General features: G+C 64.7%; 24 protein-coding genes. 16 read left to right on the top strand and 8 right to left on the bottom strand.

The genetic code is table 11. From position 1 onward, the window contains the following. The first annotated feature begins 33 nt into the window (after nucleotides 1-33). Genes BN60_RS24090 through BN60_RS24055 form a run of 8 tightly spaced genes read left to right on the top strand, consistent with a single transcriptional unit; the run spans nucleotide 34 to nucleotide 10,948 of the window. Nucleotides 34-1,872 (top strand): AMP-binding protein, encoded by a 1,839-nt coding sequence (locus BN60_RS24090; RefSeq protein ID WP_148283518.1) that lies wholly within the window; start codon nucleotides 34-36, stop codon nucleotides 1,870-1,872. Next, a complete protein-coding gene (locus BN60_RS24085; RefSeq protein WP_020698736.1) occupies nucleotides 1,872-2,828 on the top strand; it encodes an ABC transporter permease in 957 nt (318 codons plus the stop codon). Before BN60_RS24090 ends, BN60_RS24085 begins: the two co-directional genes overlap by 1 nt. Then, on the top strand, nucleotides 2,828-3,727 hold the full coding sequence (locus tag BN60_RS24080) for an ABC transporter permease (protein WP_020698735.1): 900 nt from the start codon (nucleotides 2,828-2,830) through the stop codon (nucleotides 3,725-3,727). The genes BN60_RS24085 and BN60_RS24080 overlap by 1 nt, the downstream gene beginning before the upstream one ends. A gap of 41 nt (nucleotides 3,728-3,768) precedes the next feature. Next, complete coding sequence (locus BN60_RS24075) at nucleotides 3,769-5,484, top strand: ABC transporter substrate-binding protein (RefSeq protein ID WP_202949836.1); 1,716 nt, start codon at nucleotides 3,769-3,771, stop codon at nucleotides 5,482-5,484. Nucleotides 5,485-5,512: 28 nt separating this feature from the next. Beyond that, nucleotides 5,513-7,207: an ABC transporter substrate-binding protein gene (locus BN60_RS24070; RefSeq protein ID WP_020698733.1), complete on the top strand. Its 1,695-nt coding sequence runs from the start codon at nucleotides 5,513-5,515 to the stop codon at nucleotides 7,205-7,207. A 43-nt stretch (nucleotides 7,208-7,250) separates the two neighbouring features. After that, complete coding sequence (locus BN60_RS24065) at nucleotides 7,251-8,948, top strand: ABC transporter substrate-binding protein (protein WP_020698732.1); 1,698 nt, start codon at nucleotides 7,251-7,253, stop codon at nucleotides 8,946-8,948. Between the two features lie 31 nt (nucleotides 8,949-8,979). Then, entirely contained in the window at nucleotides 8,980-9,963 is a 984-nt protein-coding gene (locus BN60_RS24060) for an ABC transporter ATP-binding protein (RefSeq protein ID WP_020698731.1), read from the top strand. After that, nucleotides 9,944-10,948 (top strand): ABC transporter ATP-binding protein, encoded by a 1,005-nt coding sequence (locus BN60_RS24055; RefSeq protein WP_043284302.1) that lies wholly within the window; start codon nucleotides 9,944-9,946, stop codon nucleotides 10,946-10,948. Before BN60_RS24060 ends, BN60_RS24055 begins: the two co-directional genes overlap by 20 nt. Nucleotides 10,949-10,957: 9 nt before the next feature. On the opposite strand, the gene BN60_RS24050 is transcribed toward BN60_RS24055, so the two are convergent. Further along, nucleotides 10,958-12,157, bottom strand: a complete 1,200-nt coding sequence (locus BN60_RS24050) for an acyl-CoA dehydrogenase family protein (RefSeq protein ID WP_020698729.1) — start codon at nucleotides 12,155-12,157, stop codon at nucleotides 10,958-10,960. 170 nt (nucleotides 12,158-12,327) lie between these two features. Between BN60_RS24050 and BN60_RS24045 the strand changes: the two genes are divergently transcribed. The 3 genes from BN60_RS24045 to BN60_RS24035 all read left to right on the top strand — a co-directional run bounded on the left by BN60_RS24045 (nucleotide 12,328) and on the right by BN60_RS24035 (nucleotide 16,064). After that, nucleotides 12,328-13,971 carry a YifB family Mg chelatase-like AAA ATPase gene (locus BN60_RS24045; protein WP_020698728.1) on the top strand — a complete coding sequence of 548 codons (1,644 nt, stop codon included), beginning with the start codon at nucleotides 12,328-12,330 and terminating at the stop codon, nucleotides 13,969-13,971. A 505-nt stretch (nucleotides 13,972-14,476) separates the two neighbouring features. Beyond that, a complete protein-coding gene (locus BN60_RS24040) occupies nucleotides 14,477-15,685 on the top strand; it encodes a chymotrypsin family serine protease (RefSeq protein ID WP_051150182.1) in 1,209 nt (402 codons plus the stop codon). A 55-nt stretch (nucleotides 15,686-15,740) separates the two neighbouring features. After that, the gene (locus BN60_RS24035; protein ID WP_020698726.1) at nucleotides 15,741-16,064 is read left to right on the top strand and encodes a hypothetical protein; all 324 of its coding nucleotides are present in this window, start codon (nucleotides 15,741-15,743) and stop codon (nucleotides 16,062-16,064) included. Between the two features lie 148 nt (nucleotides 16,065-16,212). Here BN60_RS24035 and BN60_RS24030 read toward each other — a convergent pair whose 3' ends face one another. From BN60_RS24030 to BN60_RS24020, 3 genes are read right to left on the bottom strand one after another with little or no spacing between them, the layout of a single operon-like run. Then, nucleotides 16,213-17,079, bottom strand: a complete 867-nt coding sequence (locus BN60_RS24030) for a TauD/TfdA dioxygenase family protein (RefSeq protein ID WP_020698725.1) — start codon at nucleotides 17,077-17,079, stop codon at nucleotides 16,213-16,215. Nucleotides 17,080-17,128: 49 nt separating this feature from the next. Next, nucleotides 17,129-18,157 (bottom strand): alpha/beta hydrolase family protein, encoded by a 1,029-nt coding sequence (locus tag BN60_RS24025; protein WP_020698724.1) that lies wholly within the window; start codon nucleotides 18,155-18,157, stop codon nucleotides 17,129-17,131. Further along, nucleotides 18,154-18,540, bottom strand: coding sequence for a histidine triad nucleotide-binding protein (locus BN60_RS24020; RefSeq protein WP_020698723.1), 387 nt, complete (start codon nucleotides 18,538-18,540; stop codon nucleotides 18,154-18,156). The genes BN60_RS24025 and BN60_RS24020 overlap by 4 nt, the downstream gene beginning before the upstream one ends. Nucleotides 18,541-18,650: 110 nt before the next feature. On the opposite strand from BN60_RS24020, the gene BN60_RS24015 reads away from it, so the two are divergent. Beyond that, nucleotides 18,651-18,959 carry a hypothetical protein gene (locus BN60_RS24015; RefSeq protein WP_020698722.1) on the top strand — a complete coding sequence of 103 codons (309 nt, stop codon included), beginning with the start codon at nucleotides 18,651-18,653 and terminating at the stop codon, nucleotides 18,957-18,959. A 19-nt stretch (nucleotides 18,960-18,978) separates the two neighbouring features. Here BN60_RS24015 and BN60_RS24010 read toward each other — a convergent pair whose 3' ends face one another. Then, on the bottom strand, nucleotides 18,979-19,701 hold the full coding sequence (locus BN60_RS24010; protein ID WP_020698721.1) for a J domain-containing protein: 723 nt from the start codon (nucleotides 19,699-19,701) through the stop codon (nucleotides 18,979-18,981). A 149-nt stretch (nucleotides 19,702-19,850) separates the two neighbouring features. On the opposite strand from BN60_RS24010, the gene BN60_RS24005 reads away from it, so the two are divergent. Genes BN60_RS24005 through BN60_RS23990 form a run of 4 tightly spaced genes read left to right on the top strand, consistent with a single transcriptional unit; the run spans nucleotide 19,851 to nucleotide 24,481 of the window. Next, nucleotides 19,851-21,674 (top strand): YncE family protein, encoded by a 1,824-nt coding sequence (locus tag BN60_RS24005; RefSeq protein ID WP_020698720.1) that lies wholly within the window; start codon nucleotides 19,851-19,853, stop codon nucleotides 21,672-21,674. Between the two features lie 30 nt (nucleotides 21,675-21,704). Beyond that, on the top strand, nucleotides 21,705-22,946 hold the full coding sequence (locus BN60_RS24000) for an ABC transporter permease (RefSeq protein WP_020698719.1): 1,242 nt from the start codon (nucleotides 21,705-21,707) through the stop codon (nucleotides 22,944-22,946). Between the two features lie 3 nt (nucleotides 22,947-22,949). Next, nucleotides 22,950-23,618, top strand: coding sequence for an ABC transporter ATP-binding protein (locus tag BN60_RS23995; protein ID WP_020698718.1), 669 nt, complete (start codon nucleotides 22,950-22,952; stop codon nucleotides 23,616-23,618). Next, nucleotides 23,615-24,481, top strand: a complete 867-nt coding sequence (locus BN60_RS23990) for a hypothetical protein (protein ID WP_020698717.1) — start codon at nucleotides 23,615-23,617, stop codon at nucleotides 24,479-24,481. Before BN60_RS23995 ends, BN60_RS23990 begins: the two co-directional genes overlap by 4 nt. An 18-nt stretch (nucleotides 24,482-24,499) precedes the next feature. On the opposite strand, the gene BN60_RS23985 is transcribed toward BN60_RS23990, so the two are convergent. The 3 genes from BN60_RS23985 to hisA form a co-directional block, all read right to left on the bottom strand. Further along, nucleotides 24,500-24,883: a phosphoribosyl-ATP diphosphatase gene (locus BN60_RS23985; protein ID WP_020698716.1), complete on the bottom strand. Its 384-nt coding sequence runs from the start codon at nucleotides 24,881-24,883 to the stop codon at nucleotides 24,500-24,502. Nucleotides 24,884-24,986: 103 nt separating this feature from the next. Next, entirely contained in the window at nucleotides 24,987-25,760 is a 774-nt protein-coding gene (gene hisF / locus BN60_RS23980) for an imidazole glycerol phosphate synthase subunit HisF (protein ID WP_020698715.1), read from the bottom strand. A 4-nt stretch (nucleotides 25,761-25,764) separates the two neighbouring features. Then, a complete protein-coding gene (gene hisA / locus BN60_RS23975) occupies nucleotides 25,765-26,493 on the bottom strand; it encodes a 1-(5-phosphoribosyl)-5-[(5-phosphoribosylamino)methylideneamino]imidazole-4-carboxamide isomerase (RefSeq protein ID WP_020698714.1) in 729 nt (242 codons plus the stop codon). Nucleotides 26,494-26,631 lie beyond the last annotated feature (138 nt).

Here is a 26,631-nt window from a genome sequence, read left to right as displayed (position 1 = left end):
TTGAGGAAGCGACTTTGCGGGAGGGTACAGCGGGTGAGCCATGTGGCGCCCATGCGTGCGCTCGATCGGCCGAAGCCGATGGTCAGCGTGGAACGCCGAGCGGATGGCACGCTCGTGCTTTGTTCCGGCCAGGCGCTCGCCGAAAAATTGCCGTTGATGATCGATTGGCTGGAGCGCGCGGCACTGCTCCGGCCCGATGTTACTTTCCTCGCTGAACGCCGCGGGCCAGCCCGTACCTGGCAGCACCTTTCCTATGCCGAGGCTTGGGCGAAGACGGGCGCCATCGCATCCTGGCTGATCGCGCAGGGCTTGGGCCCTGATTCTGCGCCCGTCGCGATCCTGTCGGACAATAGCCTCGAGAATGCGCTCTTTCTCTTCGGCGCCCTGCGGGCGGGCACCACCGTCGCGTCGATCTCGCCCGGCTATTCGCAAACCGCCGACCTCGCGCGCCTCGACCATGCGCTCGGCATCGTCGAACCGGCGCTGGTCTTCGCTCAAGATTCGGACGCCTATGCCGCGGCCCTCGATCGTGCCGAGCTAAGGGGTGCGCGGCCGGTTACGGTCGATGGCAGGCGAGGAATTGCCTTTGCGGCGCTTGCCGCATGTTCGGTCGATGCCGCTGTCGCCGAGCGCCGGCAGCACATTACGGCGGCCACTCCTGCCAAGATCCTGTTGACCTCGGGCTCGACCGGGGCGCCCAAGGGCGTGCTGAACACGCACGGCAATCTGGCGGCCTCGGCCGAGATGATCCATGCGGTCAGTGCGCCGCTCGACAGCCAACATGTTGCGGTCGCTTTGGACTGGTTGCCCTGGCATCACACCTGGGGCGGCAATGCGGTTCTCGGCAGCATCGTGCGCATCGCGGGATCGCTCTTCATTGACGGCGGCCGTCCCGTCGAGGGCCGGTTTCAGGAGACGCTCGAAAACCTGCGCGAGCTTTCGCCGACGAGCTTTGCAAGCGTGCCGGCAGCCTTTCCGCTATTGCTCGACGCCCTCGAAAGAGATGCGGACCTGTGCGCCAAGTTCTTCAAGAACATGCAAAGCGCCGGCTATGGCGGCGCGCTCCTGCCTCAGGAAAACCTCGACCGGCTGCAAGGCATCGCCCTGCGCCACCGCGGCGCCCCACTGTCCTTCGACTGCGGCTGGGGCATGACGGAAACAACCAGCACCGGACTGATGGCCTACTGGAACGTCGATCGCACAGGCGTGCTCGGCCTGCCGCAGCCCGGCATGCTGGTGAAGCTGGTGCCGGCCGGCGCTTCTGCAGAGGGGCGTTACGAATTGCGCGTAAAGGGCCCGAACGTCACGCCCGGCTACTATCGCGATGCCGCGGCAACCGCCGCGGCTTTCGACGAGGAAGGCTTCTTCCGTACCGGCGATGCCGCGCGCTGGGTCGATGAAAGCCGCCCCGAAGCGGGCATCGCCTTTGCCGGCCGCCTCTCGGAGGAGTTCAAGCTCGCGTCGGGGACCTGGGTGCAGGCCACCACCTTGCGCAGCCAGCTCATCGATGCGCTGCAACCCTATGTGCGCGACCTGGCGATCGCTGCACCCGACCGGCCCTGGCTTGGCGCCCTGATCTGGCTCGACGAGACGGCCTGTCGCGAGGCGGGCGGTCCCGACCAGTGGCGGCCAGCGCTGGCGCACCGTCTTGCGACGTTCAACGGTCGGGCCGGCGGGTCGAGTGCACGCGTGCTGCGTCTGCTGCCGCTCCTGGCGCCACCGTCCTCGGCCGACGGCGAGGTGACGGACAAGCGCTCGATCAACGGCCGTCGCGTTCTCGAAGTCCGGGCGGCGGACGTGGCGCGGCTCTATGCCGAGCCGGCCGATCCCGCGGCGATCACGTCGGAGATCCAAGCAGGAGGAAGCGCCTGATGCAGGCCTACATCATCCGCCGCGTGCTGGCGCTGATCCCGACCCTGATCTTCGCCAGCCTGATCGTCTTCATCACCGTGCGCCTGATCCCCGGCGACATCATCGACCTGATGCTGTCGAGCAACGATATCGGCGCCGACAAGAAGAGCCGAGAGCAGCTCGAAGCCGCACTCGGCCTCGACCAGCCTGTCGTCACGCAGTACTTCCGATGGGTGGGGGCCATCCTGTTCGAGGGCAGCCTCGGCAAGTCGCTATGGCAGAACACGCCGGTGATGGAGGAAATCCTGCATCGCCTGCCGGTCACGTTCGAGCTCGGCATCATGGCGCTGGTCGTGGCGCTGGTGGTCGGCATCCCGATCGGCGTCTACTCGGCCGTCGCGCAGGACACGATCGGCGACTACGTCACGCGCTCCTTCGCCATCCTGGCGCTGGCTCTGCCCGGCTTCTGGATTGGCACTCTGGTGATGGTCTTTCCCTCGATCTGGTGGGGCTGGTCGCCCGAGGTGAGTTTCACGCCGTTCAGGCAGGACCCGCTGAAGAACCTCGCCCAGATGGCGATCCCGGCCCTGATCCTCGGCAAGGCCTTTTCGGCGGTCACCATGCGCCTCACGCGCACGATGATGCTGGAGGTGATGCGTCAAGACTATATCCGCACCGCGCTCGCCAAGGGGCTGGCGCCGCGCACCACCATCATCCGCCATGCGTTGCGCAATGCGCTGATCCCGGTGGTCACCCTGGTCGGGCTGCAGGCGCCGGTGCTGTTCGGCGGTGCGGTCATCATGGAACAGATCTTCGTCATTCCCGGCATGGGCCTGCTGCTGCTCGAAGCAGTCAGCCAGCGCGACTATCCGGTCATCACCGGCGTCTTCCTGATCGTGGGCGTCGCCGTCGTCTTCATCAACCTGCTGGTCGACCTCAGCTACGGGCTGCTCGATCCCAAGGTGAGGTACCGTTGATGGTCGCCGTCGCCGAAACCACCGCCCAGCCGCCGCGCCGCAAGCCAGCGGGCGGAACGCTCCACTTCATCGGCCGCCTGTTCCGCGACAAGCCGCTCGGCGCCTTCGGCTTCGTCATCTGCGTCATCTTCCTGTTCTGCGGGATCTTCGCCGATGTGCTGGCGCCCTACGGTTTCAACCAGATCAGCCCGATCAATCGCCTGAAGCCGCCCAGCGAGAAGTTCTGGCTGGGTACCGACAATCTCGGCCGCGACATGCTCTCGCGCTGCCTCTACGGCGCGCAGCTCTCGGTGATCATCGGTCTGTCGGCGGCGGCGCTGGCCACCGTGGTCTCGGTCTTCATCGGCATCGTCTCGGGCTACCTCGGCGGCAAGTTCGACATGGTGATGCAGCGCTTCGTCGACGCCTGGATGAGCTTCCCCGATCTGATCATCCTGATCGTCGTCGTCTCGGTCGTCGGACCGGGCATGGGGCCGGTCATCGTCATCCTGGGCCTTCTCTACGGCATCGCCGGCAGCCGCATCATTCGCGGCGCGGTGCTGTCGGTGCGCGAGAATGCCTATGTCCATGCCGCGCAATCGACCGGCGCGTCGTTGCCGCGCATCCTGTGGCGGCACATCCTGCCCAACGTCATGGCGCCGGTGATCGTGCTCTTCACCACACGCGTCGGCGCGGTGATCCTGGCCGAATCGGGCCTCGCATTCCTCGGTCTCGGCGTGCCGCCACCGGCACCGACCTGGGGCGGCATGCTGTCGGGATCGGGCCGGTCGTTCATGTATCTCGCGCCGTGGCTCGCGCTGGCACCTGGCCTCTGCATCACCATCGTAGTCTACGCCATCAACGTGTTCGGCGACGCGCTGCGCGATCTCCTGGATCCGCGCATGCGGGGCAGCCGCTGAAAGAAAAGCGGAAGCGGAGACCGGGACTGGGAGGAAGAAGAATGAGAATGAAGACACTGAAAGGCGCACTTATGGCAGGCGCGATGGTGCTGGCGGGAATGACCATCGCAGGTGGCGCGGCGCATGCCGAGAACGGCCAGAAGCCGCAATATGGCGGAGCGCTTGAAATCGGCACTGTCTACGTGACTCTGTCGGCGCTGTCGTTCGATCCGAACGACTGGAACTGGAAGCTGAACCACGACACCGGCCAGTACCTCGAGCAGCTCTTCCAGGGCGATCTGTCGAAAGCCCGCAGCCGCGGCGGCCCGCATTCCTTCGTGGCGGACGGATACCTGCCGCAGGACGCGATCAGAGGCGAACTGGCCGAAAGCTGGGAGTGGAAGGACAATCCGCTGCGCGTCGAGATCAAGCTGCGCAAGGGTGTCATGTTCCCCGAGAAGGCAGGCGTGATGAAGAGCCGCGAACTCACTTCGGGGGACGTGGCCTACAGCTTCAATCGTCTGATCAGCAGCCCCAAGCAGCAGAAGGGCTACTTCAATCACGTCGAGAAGGTCGAGACGCCCGACCCGCACACGGTCGTTTTCTACATGAAGCACTTCCACGCCGAATGGGACTACCGATTCGGCTGGGGCTACTACTCGCCGATCTACGCCAAGGAGATGGTCGACGCCGGCGCGACCAACTGGAAGAATGCGGTCGGGACCGGGCCCTTCCAGCTCACTGACTACGTCTCGGGCAATTCCAGCACCTACACGAAGAACCCGATCTACTGGGGCACCGAGAAGATCAGCGGTCAGGACTACAAGCTGCCGTTCGTCGACAAGATCACCTACCGCACGATCAAGGACGAGGCGACGTACATCACCGCGCTGCGCACCGCCAAGCTCGACATCCTCGAGTCGATCCGTTGGCAGAACGTCGAATCGCTGAAAAAGAGCGCACCGCAGCTCAAGTGGAACCGTTGGCTCAACATGAGCGGCACGTTCATGGCGATGCGCATGGACGTCGACGGACCTTTCAAGGACGTGCGGGTCCGCCGGGCTCTCAACATGGCGGTGAACAAGGACGAGATCGTCAAGGCCTACTACAACGGCAATGCCGAGCTCTTCGCCTATCCGCAGCATCCCGACTACGGTCCCTACTTCCAGCCGCTGAAGGAGATGCCGGCCTCGGTGCAGGAGCTGTTCAAGTACGATCCGGCCAAGGCGAAAAAGCTGCTGGCGGAGGCGGGCTATCCGAAGGGCTTCACCACCAAGGTCCAGGTCTGCTCGTGCAATCCCGACCATATGGACCTGCTGCCGTTAGTTGCCGCCTATCTCGAGCAGGTCGGCGTCAAGCTCGAGATCCAGCCGATGGAATATGGCGCGTTCCTGAGTGCCATGAGTTCGCGCACCCATGCGCCGGCCTATTTCATGAATTCCGGCCACGTCAATCCGACGCGCACCATCCACAAGAGCTTCATAACGGGAGAGCTGTGGAATCCGGCAGGCTACAGCAACCCCAAATACGACGCGAAGATGGAAGAGGTCTTCCGGACGAAGGACGAGGCCGCGCGCATCAAGATGCTGCGTGAGCTGACGGTCGAGATTCTAGAAGCGGCTCCCTATGTCTGGATGCCGATCCCTTACATCTATTCGGCATGGTGGCCGTGGGTGAAGAACTACGGCGGTGAGCTGCGCGTAGGTGCCGTTCGCCCCGGCCCGATCTATGCGCGTATCTGGATCGACGAAGAACTCAAGAAGAAGATGGGCCACTGACCGCCCACGCTATCTCAGGGAGGAAGCGATGAAGATACTCGGGAGCGCGCTGTTCGGCGGTGCGATGGCGTTGGCCGCGGCGGGTGGCGCCCTCGCCAATGACGAGAAGCCGAAGTACGGCGGCAGCGTCGAGATCGGCACCGTCTACGTGACCTTGTCGGCGCTGTCGTGGGACGCCCAGGATTTCAACTGGAAGCACAACCACGACACCGGCCTCGTCTACGAGCAGCTGTTCGCTGCCGACCTCAGCAAGAGCGTGAAGGCGGGTGGCAAGCATCCGTTCATCGCCGATGCCTGGCTGCCGTCCGACGCGATACGCGGTGAGCTGGCGGAGAGCTGGGAGTGGAAGGAAAACCCGCTCCGGATCGAGATCAAGCTGCGCAAAGGCATCATGTGGCCGGACAAGCCCGGCGTCATGAAGAGCCGCGAGTTCGTGGCTGACGACGTACTCTTCGCCTACACCCGCCTCGACGAGAGCCCGCGCAAGATCAAGGGCTACTTCGACCACATCGCCAAGGCCCATGCGCCGGACAAGCACACGGTCGTCTTCGAGTTCAAGGACTACTTTGCCGAATGGGACTACCGCTTCGGTTACGGCTATTTCTCGGGCATCTATCCCAAGGAGGTCGTCGAGGCCGGCGCCAGCAATTGGAAGAACGTGAACGGTACCGGGCCGTACATGCTGACCGACTTCGTCTCGGGCAATTCCAACGTCTATAGCAAGAACGAAGGCTATTGGGACAAGGACAAGATCGGCGGCCAGGACTACAAGCTGCCGTTCATCGACAAGATCACATACCGCACGATCAAGGACGAGGCGACGTTCATCACCGCGCTGCGCACCGGCAAGCTCGACATCCTCGAGTCGATCCGCTGGCAGAACGTCGAATCGCTGAAGAAGAGTGCACCGCAGCTCAAGTGGAACCGTTGGCTCAACATGAGCGGCACGTTCCTCGCTTTCCGTGTCGACGTCGACAGCCCGCTCAAGGACGTGCGAGTCCGGCGCGCCCTCAACATGGCGGTGAACAAGGACGAGATCGTCAAGGCCTACTACAACGGCAATGCCGAGCTCTTCGCCTATCCGATGCATCCCGACTATGTCGGTTATTTCCAGCCGCTGAAGGAGATGCCGGCCTCGGTGCAGGAACTGTTCAAGTACGACCCGGCCAAGGCCAAGAAGCTGTTGGCCGAGGCGGGCTATGCCAAGGGCTTCACCTTCAAGACCCAGGTCTGTTCGTGCAGTGCCGACCATATGGACCTGCTGCCGTTGGTTGCCGCCTATCTCGAGCAGGTCGGCGTTAAGATGGAAATCCAGCCAATGGAGTACGGCGCATTCCTGAGCGCCATGACCTCGCGCACGCTGTCGGTCGGCTACATGATGAACAACGGTCACACCAATCCGACGACGACCATCCGCAAGAGCTTCACGACCGGCCAGCAGTGGAACCCGTCGGGCTGGTCCGATCCGAAGTACGATGCCAAGATGGATGAGGTCTATCGCACCAAGGACGAGGCCACGCGCATCAAGATGCTGCGCGAGATGACGATCGAGATCCTCGATCTCGCCCCCTACATCTGGCTGCCGACGCCCTACATCTATACGGCATGGTGGCCGTGGGTGAGGAACTACGCTGGCGAGCTGCGCTCCGGTGCGGTGCGTCCCGGGCCGATCTATGCCCGCATGTGGCTGGATCAGGAGCTCAAGAAGAAGATGGGGTACTAACAACCGGCCGCGGCGGCGGGCGGACCATGAGAGGAGGACGCGTATGACGACCTTCAGACGGGCGCTGCTGGGCGGCGCGGCAGCAGCGTTGCTTTGCGTCGGCGGAGTGCAGGCTCAGGACGGGGCCAAGCCGCAATATGGCGGCACCCTCGAAGTCGGCACGATGTTCGTGACCCTGTCGGCTCTCTCGTGGGACCCGCACGACTGGAACTGGAAACTGAACCACGACACCGGCCAGTTCTACGAACAGCTCATCGCCGGCGATCTCGACAAGAGTGTCCGCAAGGGCGGCAAGCATCCCTTCGTCGCCGACGCCTATCTCGCGACCGAGGCTCAACGCGGCGAGCTGGCCGAGAAGTGGGAGCTGGTCGAGAACCCGCTCTCCGTCGTCTTCACCCTGCGCAAGGGCATCATGTTCCCGGAAAAGCCGGGCGTGATGCCGTCGCGCGAGCTTACCGCCGAAGACGTGGCCTACGCCTTCAACCGGCTGCGCTCGAGCCCCAAGCATATCGGTGGCTACTACGACTTCGTCGGCTCCGTCGTGGCGCGCGACAAGTACACCGTCGTGTTCAACTTCAAGGAATACAACGCCGAGTGGGACTACCGGCTCGCCTGGGGCTTCTACACCACGATCACGCCCAAGGAGGTGGTCGATGCCGGGCCGAACAACTGGAAGAACGTGAACGGCACCGGACCGTTCATGCTGACCGACTTCGTCGCCGGCAACTCCAACACCTACACCAAGAACCCGATCTACTGGGACAAGGAGAAGCTCGGGGGCCAGGAATACAAGCTGCCGTTCGTCGACAAGCTGATCTATCGCACCATCAAGGACGAGGCGACGCAGCTCGCGGCCATCCGCACCGCCAAGCTCGACCTGCTGGAGACGATCAACGCCCGTTATGTTCCCGAGCTGAAGAAGAGTGCGCCGCAGCTCCAGTTCGCCAAGCGCCTGTCGATCCTGGGCTCCTTCATGGCCTTCAGAACCGACACCAAACCGTTCGACGACGTGCGCGTACGGCGCGCCATCAACATGGCGGTCAACAAGAAAGAGATCATCGAGGCCCACTACACCGGCGAGGCCGAGATGCATGCCTATCCGATGTATCCCGACTGGGAAGGCTACTACGATTCGCTCGACAAGATGCCGGCCTCGGTTAAGGAGCTCTACACCTACAATCCGAAGAAGGCGAAGGAGCTGCTGAAGGAGGCGGGCTATCCCAACGGCTTCACCTTCAAGATGCAGTTCTGCTCCTGCTCGCCCGATCACTCCGAGCTGGCGCCGCTGATCGCCGCCTATCTCGAGCAGGTCGGCATCAAGGTCGAGCTGAAGCCCACCGAGTACGGCGCGTTCCTGTCGGCGATGACGACGCGCAAGCACGAGGCGGGCTATCTGATGAACAGCAGCCACACCAACCCGACGACCTCGATCCGCAAGAGCTTCGTCAGCGGCCAGACCTGGAACCCGTCAATGTATGCGGACCCCAAGTTCGACGCCAAGATGGACGAGGTCTACAGGACTCGCGACGAGACCAAGCGCAAGCAGCTGCTGCGCGAAATGACCGTCGAGATCATGGACGCTGCGCCCTACCTCTGGCTGCCCACGCCCTATGTCTATGCAGCGTGGTGGCCCTGGGTGAAGAACTATGGCGGCGAGATGAGCGTGGGCTCGATCCGGCCGGGCCCGATCTATGCCCGCATCTGGATCGACCAGGAACTCAAGAAGAAGTTGGGTCACTGAGTATGGTGTATCGCACAGGGAGGCGTGCCTGATGGGGACGCCTTTGTTGAGCGTCAAGAACCTGTCGACCGAGTTCCGCACCGAGCGCGGAACGGTCAAGGCGGTCGACGACGTGTCCTTCGACCTGGCGGCCGGCGAGACCCTGGCCATCGTGGGCGAATCGGGATCCGGCAAGAGCATCACGGCGATGTCGATCCTGCGGCTGATCCCTCAGCCGCCGGGACGCATCACGTCGGGCGAGGTCGTGTTCGACGGCCAGGACCTGCTCAAGGTCGACGAGAGCGAGATCCGGGCGATCCGCGGCAATCGCATCGCCATGATCTTCCAGGAGCCGATGAGCTCCTTGAATCCCTCGCTCACGGTCGGCCTGCAGATCGCCGAGCCGATCAACCTGCATCGCAAGACGCCGTGGGCGGCCGCGATGGACAAGGCGGCCGAGCTGCTGGCCCGCGTCCGCCTGCCCGATGCCAAGAGCCGCGTGAAGTCCTATCCGCACCAGTTCTCCGGCGGCATGCGCCAGCGCGCCATGATCGCCATGGCGCTGGCCTGCCAGCCGCAGCTCATCATCGCCGACGAGCCGACGACGGCGCTCGATGTCACGGTGCAGGCGCAGATCCTGGCGCTGCTCAAGGAAGTGACACGGGCGGCCAACTCGGCTCTGATCCTGATCACTCACGATCTCGGTGTCGTCGCGCGCTACGCTGATCGCGTCTGCGTCATGTATGGCGGCCGCATCGTCGAGGCAGGGCCGGCGCGCGAGATCTATGCGCGGCCGCGCCATCCCTACACGATCGGCCTGATGGCCTCGATCCCGCGTCTCGACCAGGAAGCGGGCCAGCGCCTGGTGCCGATCGAGGGCCAGCCGCCTAACCTGGCCAATCTGCCGCCCGGTTGCGCCTTTGCGCCGCGCTGCCAGCGCGCCGCCGACATCTGCCGCCGCGAACGCCCGCCGCTCGTCCAGACGACCCCCGAACATCTTTCAGCCTGTCATTTCCATGCCCAGCTCAGCGCCTGACGCCTCCTCCGAGACCGTGCTCGAGGTCCGCGACCTCAAGGTCCATTTCCCGGTCATGGCCGGCGCCGTGATGCGCAAGCAGGTCGGCAGCGTGAAGGCCGTCGATGGCGTTTCCTTCACGGTGCGCCGCGGCGAGACGTTGGGGCTGGTGGGCGAGTCCGGCTGCGGCAAGAGCACGACTGGCCTGGCTGTCCTCAAGATGCTCGACATCACCTCGGGCCAGGTCGTCTTCGAGGGCGAGGACATTACCGGGCACGACCGCGCCCGCATGCGGCCGATCCGGCGGCGCATGCAGATGGTCTACCAGGACCCGTTCGGGTCGCTGAATCCGCGCATGACGGTCTCTGACATCGTGAGCGAGCCGTTCGAGGTCCATGGGCTTCCCGGCGGTCGCGCCGCCTATCGCGAGAAGGTCGCGAAGCTGCTCGACATGGTGGGGCTGCTGCCCGACATGGCCGACCGCTACCCGCACGAATTCTCGGGCGGACAGCGCCAGCGCATCGGCATCGCCCGCGCGCTCGCCCTGGAGCCGTCGCTGATTCTCTGCGACGAGCCGGTATCGGCGCTGGACGTGTCGATCCAGGCGCAGGTCGTGAACCTGTTTCAGGAGCTCCAGGAGCGGCTGGGTCTCACCTACGTCTTCATCGCCCACGACCTCGCCGTGGTGCGCCACATCAGCCATCGCATCGCGGTGATGTATCTCGGCCGCATCGTCGAGATCGCCTCGCGTGCGGAGCTCTATGCCCGGCCGCTACATCCCTATACGCAGGCGCTGCTGGCCGCGATTCCGATCCCCGATCCGGAAATCGAGGCGGGCCGCCCGCAGCAGATCATCACCGGGGAGGTGCCGTCGGCGATGCGTCCGCCGCCGGGCTGTCGTTTCCATACGCGCTGCCCGCAGGCGATGGATGTTTGCAAGACCGTCGATCCGCCGATGCGCGAGATGGAAGGCGGCCGCGCGGTCGCCTGCCATCTGCACCAGTGAGTGCGGGGATCAGAGCGCTCCCTTGACGATCCGCTCGCCCAGCACGGCGCGGTGGACTTCCGACGGACCGTCGTAGATGCGGAAGGCGCGGGTGTCGCGGAAGATGCGTTCGACCACCGTGTCGCGCGTGATGCCCATGCCGCCCAGGATCTGCACGCAGCGGTCGGCCACGCGGGCGATCGCCTCCGAGCAGACGACTTTGGAGAGCGAGCTTTCGTTGGAGGCGCGCTCACCCTGATCGAGCAGCCAGGCGGTGTGCCAGATGGCGAGCCGCGCCATGTGGATGTCCATCATGTTGTCGGCCAGCATGAAGGACACGCCTTGGTGTTCGCCGAGCCTCTTGCCGAATGCCATGCGGTGGCGCGCGTACTCGGTCGCGATCTCCTGGGCGCGTCCCGCCGAGCCCAGCCAGCGCATGCAGTGGCTGAGCCGCGCCGGCGCCAGCCGCACCTGGGCGTAGCGGAAACCCTTGCCGATCTCGCCCAGCACGGCATCGGCCGGCAGACGGAGATTGTCGAAGTCGATCACCGCATGGCCGCCGGTGAAACTCGAATCCATCGTGTCGAGCGTGCGCGCGTGCTTGATGGCGGGGTTGGGCATGTCGACCAGGAACATGGTTGCCTTGCCGTCATGCTCGCCGCCCTCGATCTTGGCCATGACGATGGCGAAGCCGGCACCGCCTGCACCCGTGATCAGCCACTTGCGGCCGTTGATCACCCATTCGTTGCCGTCGAGCCGCGCCGTGGTCTTCATCAGGCTGGGATCGGAGCCGGCGCCGCCGCCCGGTTCGGTCATGCAGAAGCAGGAGCGCAGCTTGCCGGTCGCCAGCGGCTTCAGGAAGTGCTCGCGCTGGTCGGGGCGGGCGACGACGTCGAGCAGGTGGATGTTGCCCTCGTCGGGGGAGGCGCAGTGGATCGCCGTCGGTCCCAGGATCGAGTAGCCCGCCGCCTCGAAGACATAGGCGCGGCCGACCTGGCCGAGGCCGACGCCGCCATATTCCTTGGGCACATGCGGGGCGAAGACGCCGGCGGCGCGCGCCAAGTCGTTCAGCTCGATGCGGAGTTCGTCGCTCGGCCCGTGCGCGCCCCAGCGTGGGTCCGTCTCATAGGGCACGACCTTCTCCTTCACGAAGGCTTTCACCTTGGCGGCAAGCTCGGTCACCGCGGCCGGCGGCGTGAAGTTGAGATCGTTGATCTTGGCTGCTGTCACAAATGTCTCCCACAATGCGGCGCGGACTTTATCACGCGGCGCTGTGAAGGCTCGGCGTGCACAAACGCAGAGCTGATCTCCCGTCTGTCAAACGGAATACAACTGTAGCGTGCTTTACTTATATTGTATTCGTTCTTTAATTGTTCCCGGCGAGGCGTTGGGAGCAATACATGCAGGCGAAAGTGCGAACGGTGGCTTTCCAGGGCGTCGATGTCCTGCCGGTCGATGTCCAGGTGCTGATTGCGCCCGGAAATGTCGCCTTCGCCATGGTGGGGCTGGCCGACAAGGCGGTGGGCGAAAGCCGTGAGCGCGTGCGCGCCACCTTGCGGGCGATGGGTCTGGTGCTGCCGCCCCAGAGGGTCACCGTCAATCTCTCGCCGGCCGATCTCGCCAAGGAGGGCAGCCACTACGATCTGCCCATTGCGCTGGGCCTGCTGGCCGCCATGGGTGTGATCGAAGCGGGCAGTCTCGCCGACTATGTCGTGCTGGGCGAACTGGCACTCGACGGGACCTTGAGCCGGGTGCCCGGCGTACTGCCGGCTGCGATTGCCGCTCGGGCGGCGGGGCGCGGCGTGATCTGCCCCGCCGTGTGTGGGGGAGAAGCGGCGTGGAGCGGCGGGGGAGGCGGACTCAGGGAGGGCCTCGACACTGATAGTACCGACCAGCCGCCGATCATCGCCGCGCCTTCGCTGCTCGCCCTGATCAACCATCTGCGCGGCAAGCAGGCTTTGTCGCCGCCCGAGGCGCTGATGGCCGACGATCGAGCCCTGTATCCCGACCTTGCCGAGATCAAGGGACAGGAGAGCGCCAAGCGTGTGCTCGAAGTGGCGGCCGCCGGTGGCCACAATCTGCTGATGATCGGCCCGCCCGGTTCGGGCAAATCGATGCTGGCAGCGCGCCTGCCCGGGCTGTTGCCGCCGCTGGAACCAGAGGAAGCGCTGGAAGCCTCGATGGTGCGTTCCCTGGCCGGCGATCTCGGTGAAGGCCGGCTCAGTCGCCGTCGCACTTTTCGCGATCCGCACCATTCGGCGACCCTGCAGGCACTGGTCGGCGGTGGGCGCTACGCCAAGCCCGGCGAAGTCTCGCTCGCGCATCATGGCGTCCTGTTCCTCGACGAGCTGCCGGAGTTCAGCCGTGCCACTCTGGAGGCGCTGCGCCAGCCGCTCGAAACCGGCCGCGTGACGGTGGCGCGCGCCGCTGCCCACGTGACCTATCCGGCGCGCTTCCAGCTCGTGGCGGCGATGAACCCCTGCCGCTGCGGCCACTTGATGGAGCCGTCGCGGGCCTGCGGCCGGTCTCCGCGTTGCGGCGCCGACTACCAGGGCAAGCTTTCGGGGCCGCTGCTCGATCGCATCGATCTCGCGATCGACGTTCCGGCCGTCGCTGCTGCGGACCTTGCCTTGCCGCCGCCAGCCGAAAGTTCGGTCGATATCGCTGCCCGCGTGGCCGCCGCGCGCGTCGTGCAGCGCGACCGCCTTGTCGAACTCGATCGCAAGGGCAAGCTGGTTGCCGTCGAAGCCGACCTCGCCGCGGGCCTGTTCAGCGAGCGGGCGCGCAACTGGTCCAAGCCGCGCTGCAACGCCGACACAGATGGGGCGCTTTTGGCAACCATTGCCGAACCCGATGCCGAGGGGCGCGCACTGCTCAGCCGCGCCGCAGAACGCCTCGGTCTTTCCGCTCGTGCCTGGCATCGCACTCTCAAGGTCGCGCGCACCCTGGCCGACCTCGACGGCTCCAATGCCGTGCGCCGCCTGCACATCGCCGAGGCGCTGAGTTACCGCCGCCCGCAACCACGCGCAGCGCTGGCAGCGTAACCATGCCCATAAGTTGCATGAACGAGGTCAGTCACCCTTTCGGTATTTCTATTCCATGTAGTTGCACTGCTGAATGCCGTGCATGCGCACTTCTTCCGCAAGCTTTCTTTTAAGGACAGCGTACGAAAACAGTTGTCAGGTCCTGACCAAAATTGCCGTGCGCAAACTCGTCGGATCGATCGTGTTCGATTGTAATCGTTCGATAGTATGCATCTGCGCATCACATCGAATTGATCGTGAGTTTCATGCGATATGGGCTCGATCACGAACATAGAATATTGCCCCACACCTCATGGTTGTGATACGTGAGCGCGTCGTGCTGGATCTGCGCGACCTACCAAATTCGTTTTGGGAAGGAGGTTTCAGCCACCTCATGAGATCTACGCCCCTCTAAATCCCAGTCAATGAACGGAGTTCTGGTGCCTGCGTGATACTCGTCACGCGGGAAGGAGTTTTTCGCGTCGCTTTTGTTTCTTCTGCCTTGTTCACACACAGGAGGGATACAATGGCTAAGCCGAGCAAACCCACGCCACGATCAGGCTCTTCTCGTTCTTCTTCCGACGATGAGTTCGGAAACCCTGGAAGCGACGCTGGCCCCGAAGAGCAGGGCGGCGAAGGTGATGAAACGTTTGAAGCGCCATCCGGAGATGAACTGGGTGCTGCTGTCGTGGACCACGAAGCCGCTGCGATCGAAGCAGAGGTGGACGACGACATCGTCTCCTTGAAGGGCGAGATCGAGAAAAAGCTCGCCGGTGACGCAAGGGCGATGGCCGCCGCCGCATCCGTCCAGGAGGTCGAAGGCAACAACATCGTTGGCGTGGGCTTCGGCTATGGCGATCCGGACGCGCCTGGTGGTGAAGAGATGCCGCCTCCCGGCGAGATGAGCCTTGTCGTCTTCACCATCGAACGACAGGAAAACAGTCAGGTAATGAGCGAGATAAGCGCGGTTGCCGGAACCCGCGCGCTCTCCGAGGTGCCGATTGTGCAAGTGCCTGTCGGAGTAGTCGATGCGCTCAGTCACCGCTTCAGGGCCCGCCCTGCACCTGGCGGCGTTTCCGTCGGCCACCGACTGATCACGGCGGGCACATTGGGCTGTCTATCCGTCGGCCTTCATGCTCCCCGCACGAGCCGACTGATGGTGTTGAGCAACAACCACGTCCTTGCCAACAGCAACGTTGCAAGTCTTGGCGACTGCATCTGCCAGCCGGGACCCTTCGACGGCGGCAAGTGTCCGCAGGATCAGATCGCGATCCTCGAAAGGTTTGTGCCCATCAATTTCAGCGGAGGCATAAACTATGTGGACGCCGCGACAGGCTGGGCTTGGCCTGACCGCGTTCGACGCGAACTCGTCTACCTCTCGGGTGGAACTCTCCGTTACTTCAGGGCGGGAGCTACACCTGTCGCGCCGACTGTCGGCATGCTGGTCGGAAAGACAGGTCGCACGACGCAACTGAAATCGGGTCGCGTAACGGCGATCAATGTTTCGGTGAACGTGAACTATGGCGGCGGTCGCGTCGGCCATTTCAGGGACCAGATCGCGATACGTGGAACCTCCGGCGATTTCAGCGCCGGCGGCGATTCAGGGTCTCTCGTGTGGCATTGGGCGACCGGGCTGGGTGCAGTGGGCTTGCTTTACGCAGGCGGCGGGGGCACTACTTTTGCGAATCGTATTACGAGGGTTCTGAGTGCCCTTGATATTCGCCTCTATACTTAGTGCTCTGTGCTGGGTGGGGACGATTGTCCCCACCCACCTCATGGGAGGCTGGAACATGGCCCAATCGCCAAAGCAGGAATTCGCACTCCCGGATCCGGAGGCCCTCCAACGTGACGATGCCCGGCGTAAGGAGCCTGCGGAACAATCCGCGGAGGGTTCCGTCACGGACGTTCTCGCGCGCAATCACGACCAGCTGATGAAAGGCGACGGCGTCGTGATGGTTGGCGAGGGCGAGGATGAAATCGGTCGCCCCGCGATCGTGGTCGGCGTGAAGAGCCGGCAGCAGCTTACCGGGGTACCCCGGCAAGTCGAGGGTGTTCGCGTCATGGGCTGGGTCGTCGGCGAAGTGGACGCCCTGGGCAATCCGCCACGCCGCTGACGACCTTACGCGATCAGTGACGTCATCAAGGATCGATCGGCACGCCGGTTCCCTTGTTGTCGAGTTCGCGCCTGGTGCCGCGCAATGTCGCGGCCTCTCATGCGTTTGATCGTGTTTTCGCGACCGTATGTCCTCTGCTTCTGCTGGCTCAAGCCGCAAAAGCGATCGGCCTGGTCGTCCCCTTGATCTGGGTGCGATGCATGACGCGCCTTGCCTCGCCGTCGAACGGATCGCGGCGGTGCATGGTGGAGCGATTGTCCCACATCACGAGATCGCCCAGCTTCCAGTGATGCTCGTAGACGAACTGTGGCTGCGTGACATGCGCCCACAGCGCTTCGAGAACGGTGTCTGACTCCTCGCGGGCATAGCCCTCGACATAAGAGTTTCGCCGGCGGCCGAGATAGAGCGTGGCGCGACCGTTGGCCGGGTGGCGCAGGATCGCCGGATGCCAGGCGCCCGGTGCCGCCATCGGATCGTCGGTCGGCGTCACGCCTTTGCGCAGGTAGCCGCCGGAATTGTAGGTGCCGTCATGCTTGATGCGGCGACCCTCGATCTTCTTCCTGAGATCGGCCGGCAGGGCGTCGCAGGCTGCCTGCATGCCGCAGAACCAAGTGTTGCCTCCGCTCGGCGGAATCTCGAGCGAGAAGAGCATCGAGGCGTCGGGTGGCGTGTCGAGATAGCTCATGTCGGTGTGCCAGACCGCTTCGCCGGCGCCGAGGGCACCAATCGGCTCACCCTTCTTGTCGAGCACATTCGAGACGACGTAGATGTCGGGATAGCCGGGCGGGCTGATTCGGCCGCGCTCCTGGTTGGGCGGCGGATCGAGTTCCCCGAAGCGGCGGCTGAAGGCCAGCAGGTCGTCGTCGCTGAGCTGCTGGTCGCGCAGCAGGATCATCGAGTGGGCGTACCAGGCCTGCTCGATGGCCTTGAAATCCTGGTCGCTGAGCTCCCTGAGATCGACTCCGAGAATCTCCGCCCCGACCGCCGAGGTCACCGGACGCACCGTCACGCTCATAATTCTTCCTCCGTCTTCGCCGCGATGATCGGGCCGCCGCGCCACGCGATCAAGCGCCTAGCGCCGGCGCCAGCCACTTCACGAGCGCGTCTGCCGCGGCCGGCGCCAGCGGACCCGCAAGGCCCGGATCGCCGGGGGTGGTGACGAGCTTGAGATTATGACTGACCTGCGGGAGGACGATGGCTTCGCCCGGCGCGCCGCGCGTGCGCAACGCATCGATCAGCGGCTGGACATCGCCCATGGGCACGACCTGCCGGTCCGCTCCCCCCTGCAGGAGCAGGCAGGCCGTCGGGATTGCCGCCAGCACCGCGGCAGGATCGAAGGAGAGAAGCTTCTGCAGGAACGGGCCGGCGTAGGGCGGAAACAGGAGATCAAGCTCGCGCGGCAGGCCGGCCGGCACGCGCCCCTTGGCCAGGATGGCGGCAATGGCGCTGTCCACGGGTCCGCGCATGGCCGGCGCATTGCGCTCTACCTGTGCGCGCACGATCTCGTCGAGCTTGCGGCCGGGCGTTGCCGCCAGCACCAGCGCATGCACCCTTTTGCCCAATGACCTGGCGGCAGCCAGCGCCAGCAACCCGCCTTCGCTGTGTCCCAGCAGCGCCGTTGCGTAAGGCTTGATCTCGTTGTGCCGCAACAGTTCGGTGTGAGCGGCCTCGACATCGGCCACGAAATTGTCCCAGGCGAAGAAGGCTTCCTCGGCCGCCAGCGAATTGCGTGGTCTTAGCGTCGATTGCCCGATGCCGCGCTTGTCGTAGCGCAGCGAGGCGATGCCATGACGCGCCAGCAGCTCGGCGACCTCCTTCAGAAGATCGATGCGCTCCAGCACCAGCGCGTTGTTGCCGTTGCGGTCGGTCGGGCCGCTGCCGGCGACCAGCACGACGCCCGGCACATATTGCAGTTCGCTGATCAGCGGCAGCAGCAGCGTGCCGGAGAGCGACACGTCACCGCTTGCGAACTGCACCGCCCGTTCCTTGATCCGTCCGCCTTCGTAGAATCCCGGCGGCTTCCGGCGGTTCTGGGCGTGTGCGGCGACAGGCGCGCATAGGCCCGCCGCCAGCACCGCGCGGCGTCGGATCATCCCTGGCTATCCGCCTTCGGCATGCTTCGCATGGCGTGGCTCATCTGCCGGCCGCCGAAAATGTGAACATGAAAATGGAACACGAGCTGCCCGCCGTTCGGCCCGTGGTTGGCCACGATGCGGTAGCCTTCGGTGTCGAGGCCGAGATCGCGCGCCACCTTCGACACGGCACGCCAGAATCCGGTCGCCAGCTCGGGGGGAGCGGTCGCGCCGAAATCCGCCTGGCTGACATACTCGCCCTTGGGAATCACCAGCACATGAACCGGCGCCAGCGGGTTGATGTCGTGAAAGGCCAGCGCGAACTCGTCCTCGTAGACCTTCTTGCACGGCAGCTCGCCGCGCAGGATCTTGGCGAAGACGTTGTTGCGGTCGTAGGCGGACATGATGAACTCCAGAGCAAGTCACTTACGGCGATGTCGCTTGCCTTGCTCGCGCCGCAGGAAGCTCCTTACACTCCGGCGCGGGGACAAACGCTTTGGATGAGGTTGTTAGCATGGCTGAGTTCGAGAAACGTCTCGCATGCGTCATCGCGGCCGATGGCTCGATCGCGCGTGGCTACATGATCGACAAATGCGAGCTCGTAGGCACCAACGAGTATGTCATCACCTGGAAGGTACCGCTGCAGAAAGAGGCAAAGACCAACTTCTCGTGCGTTATCGGCAGCGCTGAACAAGAGCCGGTGGAACCGGGCTTCTGCACGGTCGGACTGATGGCCGACCCGATGAAGATGCACGTCCATACCTATGACGTTACCGGCAAGCCGGCAAAGCGCCCCTTCCATCTGGCCTGCTTTCGGGACTGATGGCCAGTTCCGGGGGGTGCTAGTTTTTCGGCAGCCGTTTAGGGGCTGCCGAGCTGATGGCGGCGGGCTTTGAACGCCGCCGTAAAACATCAATCAATAGATCTCGCGCCTGATCGATCTTCGCGGCGAGATAGGGTGAGCCGCCTTCGTCGGGATCGGCCATCCGCATGAGGCGTCGATGGGCGGTGTGGACGTCGACGATCACGGCGCCGTCCGGCAGCCCGAGAACCTCCAGCGCTTCCTTCACCGTCATGTTGCTGACGTTGTCTTCGTCTTCGTCGTCATCGCGCACGACATGCGTGAGGCGACGCATCTCGGCAGGCAAGGCATTCGGCGCTGTCTGCCGGACATAGGCTTCGAGGATCTCGGCGGCGCGCGCCACGGCCTTCGGATCGGTGGCCGTTTCTTCTTCTTCCCAAACGGGCGGCATCTCGAAGGGCCGAGGCTTTGGCCGGAAATGACTGAACAGTGCGTTCAGTGGACCAAGGATCGCGCGCCACTTGAGAAACGTGCCGACGATCAGCATGCCCGCGCCCAGCAGCATCGCGCCGACCCATTGCTCGCGAAGAAGCATCATGACAAGCAGCGGCACGCCAATAACGATCAAGAGCAGCAGCATCCAACGGACGGTGCGCACCATCGTCTTGGGATCGGAATGGAGAAACCAATCGAGGAACTTGGCTGCCGTGGCCAGCACGGAGAGTCCGAGCACGATGGCGCTGATGACGACGGCGTAGTCCATCCGTCAAGTTGAGCATGGCATGGGGTGGCCGGTCCACCGCCGTATTGAGATGTGCAGAGTAGCATTCAAGTTCCGATATGAATCTGCGCGAGGCGTCTCTAGTATTTCGCGCCGTATCGCGGGGGACGTTGATCAGGGGGAGTCGACAGATGGCAAAGAAGTCCAAGTCATCGAAGACCAAACAGCCGTCGCGAGGCGGCCCTGGCGTCAAGATGACCAGCGAGGACGCGAGCAAGGTTCCCGCCCGGCAGGGTGCGGTCGATGCGTTCGTGAAACGGCGCGAGGAAGTCGCCGTCAAGGATCGCGAAGAATTCCAGACCTATCTCACCGCCAAGCAGGAAGCGGACGCTAAGAAGAAGGCTGCGATGCCTGCGGTGGCGGAGAAGAAGCGCGGCTTCAGCCGGCGCACGATCATCGGTGCCGCGGCGGGTACTGCCGTTGTCGCCGAGGCCGGCGTGCTCGGTTACAACATGCTGGGCGGCGGATCGGTGTCGGATCACGGCGCTCGCCATGGCGGCGCCAACTACACGGAAGCCCAGCGGCATAACATCGTTCGCGAAGTCGTCGACACCCGCGCCGACGTCCGCGGCCAGAGCCTCGGCAACTGGGTCGCCCTGCTGCCGACCAAGATGGGCGGCGGCACCTATGCGATCGACCTCAACTCCAACCGGGTGATGGCGTCGATCTGGTACTGGAACTACGGCGACTACAGCCCGATCAGCCACCATCTCTGCGCCTTCCCGAGCGCCGACCCCTATCACGGGTTCGAGTTCGTCAACAGCACGCAGGGCGGCAAGAACTCGCTGATCTACGGCATTCCCACCAACATCACCGAGCCTGCGCCGGGCACCAACATCTATCGCGTGCGCTACGACGGCACGCAGATGCAGTTGATCGAGAACGTCTCCGAGAGTACTGGCCTCGGCCTCGGCGTCCATGTCACGGTGAACCCGAAGGATGCGCAGTCCTATTTCGTGACCGACGGCCAGAAGGACATCGCGGCCTGTTTCGACCGCACCACCTCCAAGGTTAAGGCCGCGCTCAAGTTCGACTGGACACCCAACGTTCCCGAGCTGCGCAATGCCTGGATCAAGGGCGGTACGCTCACGATCAAGAAGATCTATCCCGACAAGCGCACCGGCCTCTACGACTACAAGGGCACCAAGGGCAACAAGATCGACTGGGAAATGGTGCCGATGGGCGAGCTCTTCGTCGAAGAAGGGTCGTTGCCCGGCGATGCACCGCTGACGCTGACCGGCGCCGACGGCACGATCTGGCATCCCGAGGGTCGCTGGGCGGCCACTGTAGTCCGCCTCTGCGGCGGCATCTGCATCCTCGATCCCGAGAAGAACTTCGAGCCAGCGGCCTTCCTGCAGTTCAACAAGGACTCGCAGGATCAGTATCCTGTCGAACAGATCGACAAGGACACCTGGCAGGTCGTGTTCGACAAGATCCATTCGCCGGGCCATGAGATCGGCTTCTCCCCCGACGGCAAGTTCCTGGTGATGATGAACAATCTCCGGGAGAACAACTGCTCGGTCTTCAGTTGTCGGGATCCGGATCCCAGGAACTGGCGCAAGGTTGCGCATGTCGAGGATCCGCTGTGGCGCGGCAAGTATCCCAATCCGTTCCACATGGTCTTCTCGATGGACAGCTCGAAGCTCTATCTGTCCATCCTGCATCCCTCGCCGGCCTTCAGCGGCATCATGGTGGTCGACACCAAGACCTGGACCATCATCAAGGAAATCCAGGGCATCGGGCCCGACCTGCAGACGCCAGCCATCACCTACGATGGCAAGTATGTGCTGACGCCGTTCAGCGGATTCCAGCGCCAGTCGAGCGGCATCGCCGTCATCGATACCTCGACAGACACGTTGATCGGCATCCTGCCCAGCAACGGCGGCCACCACGATTGCGTGATCATCCCGACCAAGCTCGAGCATATGAAGCATACTCGCTCGTGCACGCTTTGATCCTGGACGACGTGATCGTACTTCGTGGCAATGACGGCTGATCGGCATGGCCTGCGCTGGCTGCTGGCCAGTCTGGCGCTGCAGAACCTCGGTCGTCGCAAGGCCCGCAGCTTCCTGCTGATCGCCGCGGTCGCCGTGGCGAGCGGAGTCGTCTTCACCGGCGCGACCCTGATGCGCAGCATCGACCGCAGCATGGCTGTCGGCTTCAGCCGCATGGGCGCCGACATGATGGTGGTGCCGGAAGGAGCGTTGACCAACATCACCGCCGCGCTCCTGACCGTTGAGCCCACAGACCTCGTGCTCGACGCGGACCTCTTCGCCAAGGCGCGGTTGGCGAGCGTGAGCCGCGCCGCGCCGCAGAAGATCGCGCGGGTCGAGCATTCCGGCATCGGCAGCCATCACGAGTCGGCCGACCTGATCGGCTTCGATCCCGTGCTCGACTTCACCATCCAGCCCTGGCTGGTCGAGAAGTTGAACCGGGAGCTGCAGCCGGGCGATGTGATCCTGGGCGCTGGCCGCGAGGCGCCGCTGGGCTCGCAGCTCCTGATCTTCGGCAAGCCGCACACCGTCTATGGCCGGCTGGGGAAGACGGGTGTCGGCACCCATGAGCGCGGCGTCTTCATGAGCTTCGGCACCCTCGAGGCGCTGGCAATGTCCATGGGCGGCGGTCATGGCAGCGGCTCGCCACCGGCGGTCCTGCAGCCGGGCAAGGTGAGCGGCTTTCTCCTCGAACTCGCGCCGGGGACGGCGCCCTTGCAGGCGCGCTTCGCAATCCTCTCGACCCTGAAGGGCGTGAAGGTCGTCACCGGCGATTCGACCATGAGCGGCATCCGGCAGGGGCTGGCGGCGCTGCTCGACGGCATCCTCGCTTTGATGGTCCTGATGTTCGCCAGCACGGCGCTCATGGTCTGCGTGCTGTTCTCCGCCATCGTGACGGAGCGGCGGAGCGAGCTGGGACTTCTCAAGGCGATCGGCGCGCGACGGTCCCAGATCGTCGGCATGATGGTCATCGAGGCTGTGATCGCGACCGGCGTCGGCGGCGCGCTGGGTGTCGTGCTGGGCATCCTGGTGATGCGGCTCTACGAGCGGTCGCTGGTCTACTATCTCGAGAATGTCGGCGTTCCGTTCGTCTGGCTCGACACGCCCCAGATGGTCGCTGTCGCCGTCGCGGCGATCATCCTGGCGAGCGTCATCGGCGCATTGGGCGCGCTCTATCCGGCGTGGCGCGCAAGCCGTAGCGACCCCTACGATCTCGTGCGCGGCGAGGGCTGAGCCATGCTGTCCTGCCTCGGCTTGCGAAAGGACTATGTGACCGAGCGCGGCGCCGTTGCGGCGGTGGCCGGCATCGACCTTCAGGTCGCTGCGGGTCGCTTTGCCGCAATCATCGGCCGGTCCGGCTCGGGCAAGTCGTCGCTGATGGCGATGATCGGCGGCCTTAGCCGGCCGTCGGCGGGGCGTGTCGTGGTCAACGGCACGGATATCTGGGACCTGACGGAGAACGAACTCGCGGCCTTCCGCAATCGCCGGATCGGCTACGTCTTCCAGTTCGCGAGCCTCCTGCCGACGCTTCGCCTGATCGACAATGTTGCTCTGCCGGCGATGCTGAATCGTGGCGGTCGTGCCGACGATACCTATGCGCGTGCCTCGGCCCTGCTGGGGCAGATGGGCTTGGGCGATCATCTCGACGCCTATCCGTCGGAAGTCTCGGCCGGCGAGCAGCGCCGTGCGGTGATCGCGCGGGCGCTGATCAACGATCCCGCGATGATCCTGGCCGACGAGCCGACCTCCGACCTCGACGAGCAGACCGAGATCGAGATCATGGACGAGCTGCTCGCGGTCAATCGTGAACGCGGCACGACCCTGATCCTGGTGACGCACAATCTCGCTCTGGCCGAGCAGGCCGAACAGATCGTCCACATCGCCGCCGGCGAGATCGTCGAATGAGTAAGCGGCCGGCCAATCCTGCGAAGCCCGGAGAGGCGAACAAGGATGCGCTGATCGCCGACCTGCGCCGCCAGCTTGCCGCCGCCCAGTCCGAGGCGCGGGTGTTGAAGCGCCGGCTGGAGACGGCGCGCCCTGCGGGTCAGCCCTCGGGCAGCGATCAGCCGCGCGAGTTGCTTGACGAGCTGCGGGCCGCTGCGCCGCGCAAGATCGCGGCTCCCACGGCAAACGTCGCCGTGAAGCTCGGCCGGCGGCTGGGTTTCTGGCGCTCGCCAGTGGTGATCGGTGTCGTCGCGGTCGTGCTGGCGGCCTTCGCCGTCGACGCCGGGGTCGGCTGGTACCAGGCACGCGCCCTGAAGGAAGCCCGCCAAGCGCGATTGCTGCTCGAGAACACCGCCATGCGGTCGCTCTATGTCGAGCTGAAGCGCATCGCCTACGAGCCCGACGGCAAGTCGTTCCGCATGACCCTCTCCCTGCAGAACACCAGTCCCGCAGGCCCGCTTTACGTCATGCTGAACGCGGTCGGGGTCTATGTTCAGTCGGGCATGAGCTGGCTGCAGGTGCCCTCACGGCCGGCCGAGGGCGTGACCTGGGGCGTCGTGAAGCTGGTCGACGGCTATTCCTACGACGTCCTCTTCACGCCGGACGTCGCCAACTGGGCGGAACTGATCCCGGGCTACATGCATGTGCGCATCCAGTCGGACCTGCTGGTCAGCGAGAAAGCGCAGCCGGGCAATGACGTGGTCGAGCGCCGGACGCCCTTCTACGTCTACCTGAAACCGCATGGCGCCGACGACGAAGCCATCAAGGCCAGGTCGCGCATGTCCGGCGTTCCGCCGATCTTCATTCCGATGCCGCCGCACTGACCGCGAGCGGCACGGAGGCTATTTCTTCCGGCTGGCCTTCTCGGCGATGCCTGACAGGCCCTCGCGGCGCGCCAGCTCGGCCCATACGGCCGCGGGCTTCACGCCGGTCGCCGCCCACAGGGTCAGCAAGTGGTAGAGCATGTCGGCGCTTTCGCCGACCAGCTTCGGCTTGTCGCCGCGGATGCCCTCGATCAACGCTTCGACCGCTTCTTCGCCGAGCTTCTTGGCGATCTGCTGGCGGCCGCGGCTGAACAGGCGGGCGGTGTAGGACGTCTCGGGGTCGGCGCCCTTGCGGCTGTCGATCACGACATAGAGGCGGTCGAGCACATGCTCGTCGACGCTCGCGATACCGTCTTGGCGCTTGGTCTTGGGCGCCTTCTTCGCTTTTTTCTTCTTGGCCATCCGGGGGAGAACTCCGCCGCCCGTGGGGGACGGGCGCTCGATTTTTCAGACGCCTCTTTGACGAGCGTCCTTGAAACACTAAGACAACAATTCTACGCCAAAATCAGGTCGGGCGCGAGATTTGTCGTACTGGAACGCCCGCTTGCGCGAGATGTTCCTTCGCTTGAGCGATGGTGAACTCGCCGAAGTGGAAGATCGACGCGGCGAGCACTGCCGAAGCGCCGCCGCGCGTGACGCCCTCGACAAGATGATCGAGCGTGCCCACTCCCCCCGACGCCACGACCGGCACGGGCACGGCATCCGAGACGGCGCGCGTCAGTTCGAGATCGAAGCCGGACTTGGTGCCGTCGCGATCCATCGACGTGAGCAGGATCTCGCCGGCGCCGTGCTCGGCCATGCGCCGCGCCCAGTCGACCGCATCGAGGCCGGTGCCCTTGCGGCCGCCATGGGTGAAGACCTCCCACTTTCCGGGGCCGACATTGCGGGCGTCGATGGCCACGACGATGCACTGGTCGCCGTACTTCTTGGCGGCCTCGCGCACGAACTCGGGCCGCGACACGGCCGCCGAATTGATCGAGACCTTGTCGGCGCCGGCCAGCAGCAGGCGGCGGATGTCCTCGACCTGGCGCACGCCGCCGCCCACCGTCAGGGGCATGAAGCATTCTTCCGCGGTGCGACCGACGACGTCGAGGATGGTGTCGCGGTTCTCGTGGCTGGCCGTGATGTCGAGGAAGGTGAGTTCGTCGGCGCCGGCGGCATCGTAGATGCGGGCCTGTTCGACCGGATCGCCGGCATCGCGCAAGCCGACGAACTGCACGCCCTTCACGACGCGGCCGTCCTTGACGTCGAGGCAGGGGATGATGCGGACCTTCAGCACGACGCTATTCGCCCTTCAGCACGCGGATGGCGTCGGGCACCGTCACGCGGCCGTCATAGAGCGCGCGGCCGACGATGGCGCCGACAATGCCGAACTCCTCGTTGGGCCGGAGTTCGCGCAGATCGTCCAGCGAGCTGACGCCGCCCGAGGCGATCACCGGCGTGGTGAGATGCTGGGCCAGCGTCACCGTGGCGTCGACATTGACGCCGCCCATGGCGCCGTCGCGGTCGATGTCGGTGTAGATGATGGTGGCGACGCCGGCGTCCTCGAAGCGCAGCGCGAGGTCGAGGGCGCGCACCGTGCTCTGCCGGGTCCAGCCATCGACCGCCACGATGCCGTCGCGGGCATCGATGCCGACGGCGATCTTGCCGGGCCACTGCTTGCACGCCGCCTTGACGAGGCCGGGCTCCTTCACCGCGATCGTGCCCAGGATCACCCGCTGCACGCCGGCCTCGATCCATTGCGCGATGCTCTCGATGGTGCGGATACCGCCGCCGAGCTGGGTCGGCACCGTGACCTCCTTCAGGATGTCCTCGACCGCGGCGCGGTTCACCGGATGGCCTTCGACGGCGCCGTTCAGATCGACCAGATGCAGCCATTCGCAGCCGGCATTGGCGAAGACCTTGGCCTGGGCCGCCGGGCTGTCGTTGAACACCGTGGCTCGTGCCATGTCGCCGCGCAGCAGGCGCACACACTTGCCGTCCTTGAGGTCGATAGCAGGAAACAGAATCATGGCGGCCGGGGTTTACCGCGGCGGGCAGGGCGGCGCCACCCCTGCGCCCATCCGGCGCGCGGCCGAGGGGTGGGTGTTCATTTCGGCCGAACTCCGGCTAATCTCATCACGCGAAAGGATCCTGCACATGACCCGCTT

This window comes from Reyranella massiliensis 521 (genome assembly GCF_000312425.1).
Lineage (GTDB): Bacteria > Pseudomonadota > Alphaproteobacteria > Reyranellales > Reyranellaceae > Reyranella > Reyranella massiliensis.
The sequence above is the reverse complement of the archived record's forward strand: the minus strand, read 5'-3'. Positions and strand labels throughout refer to the sequence as shown.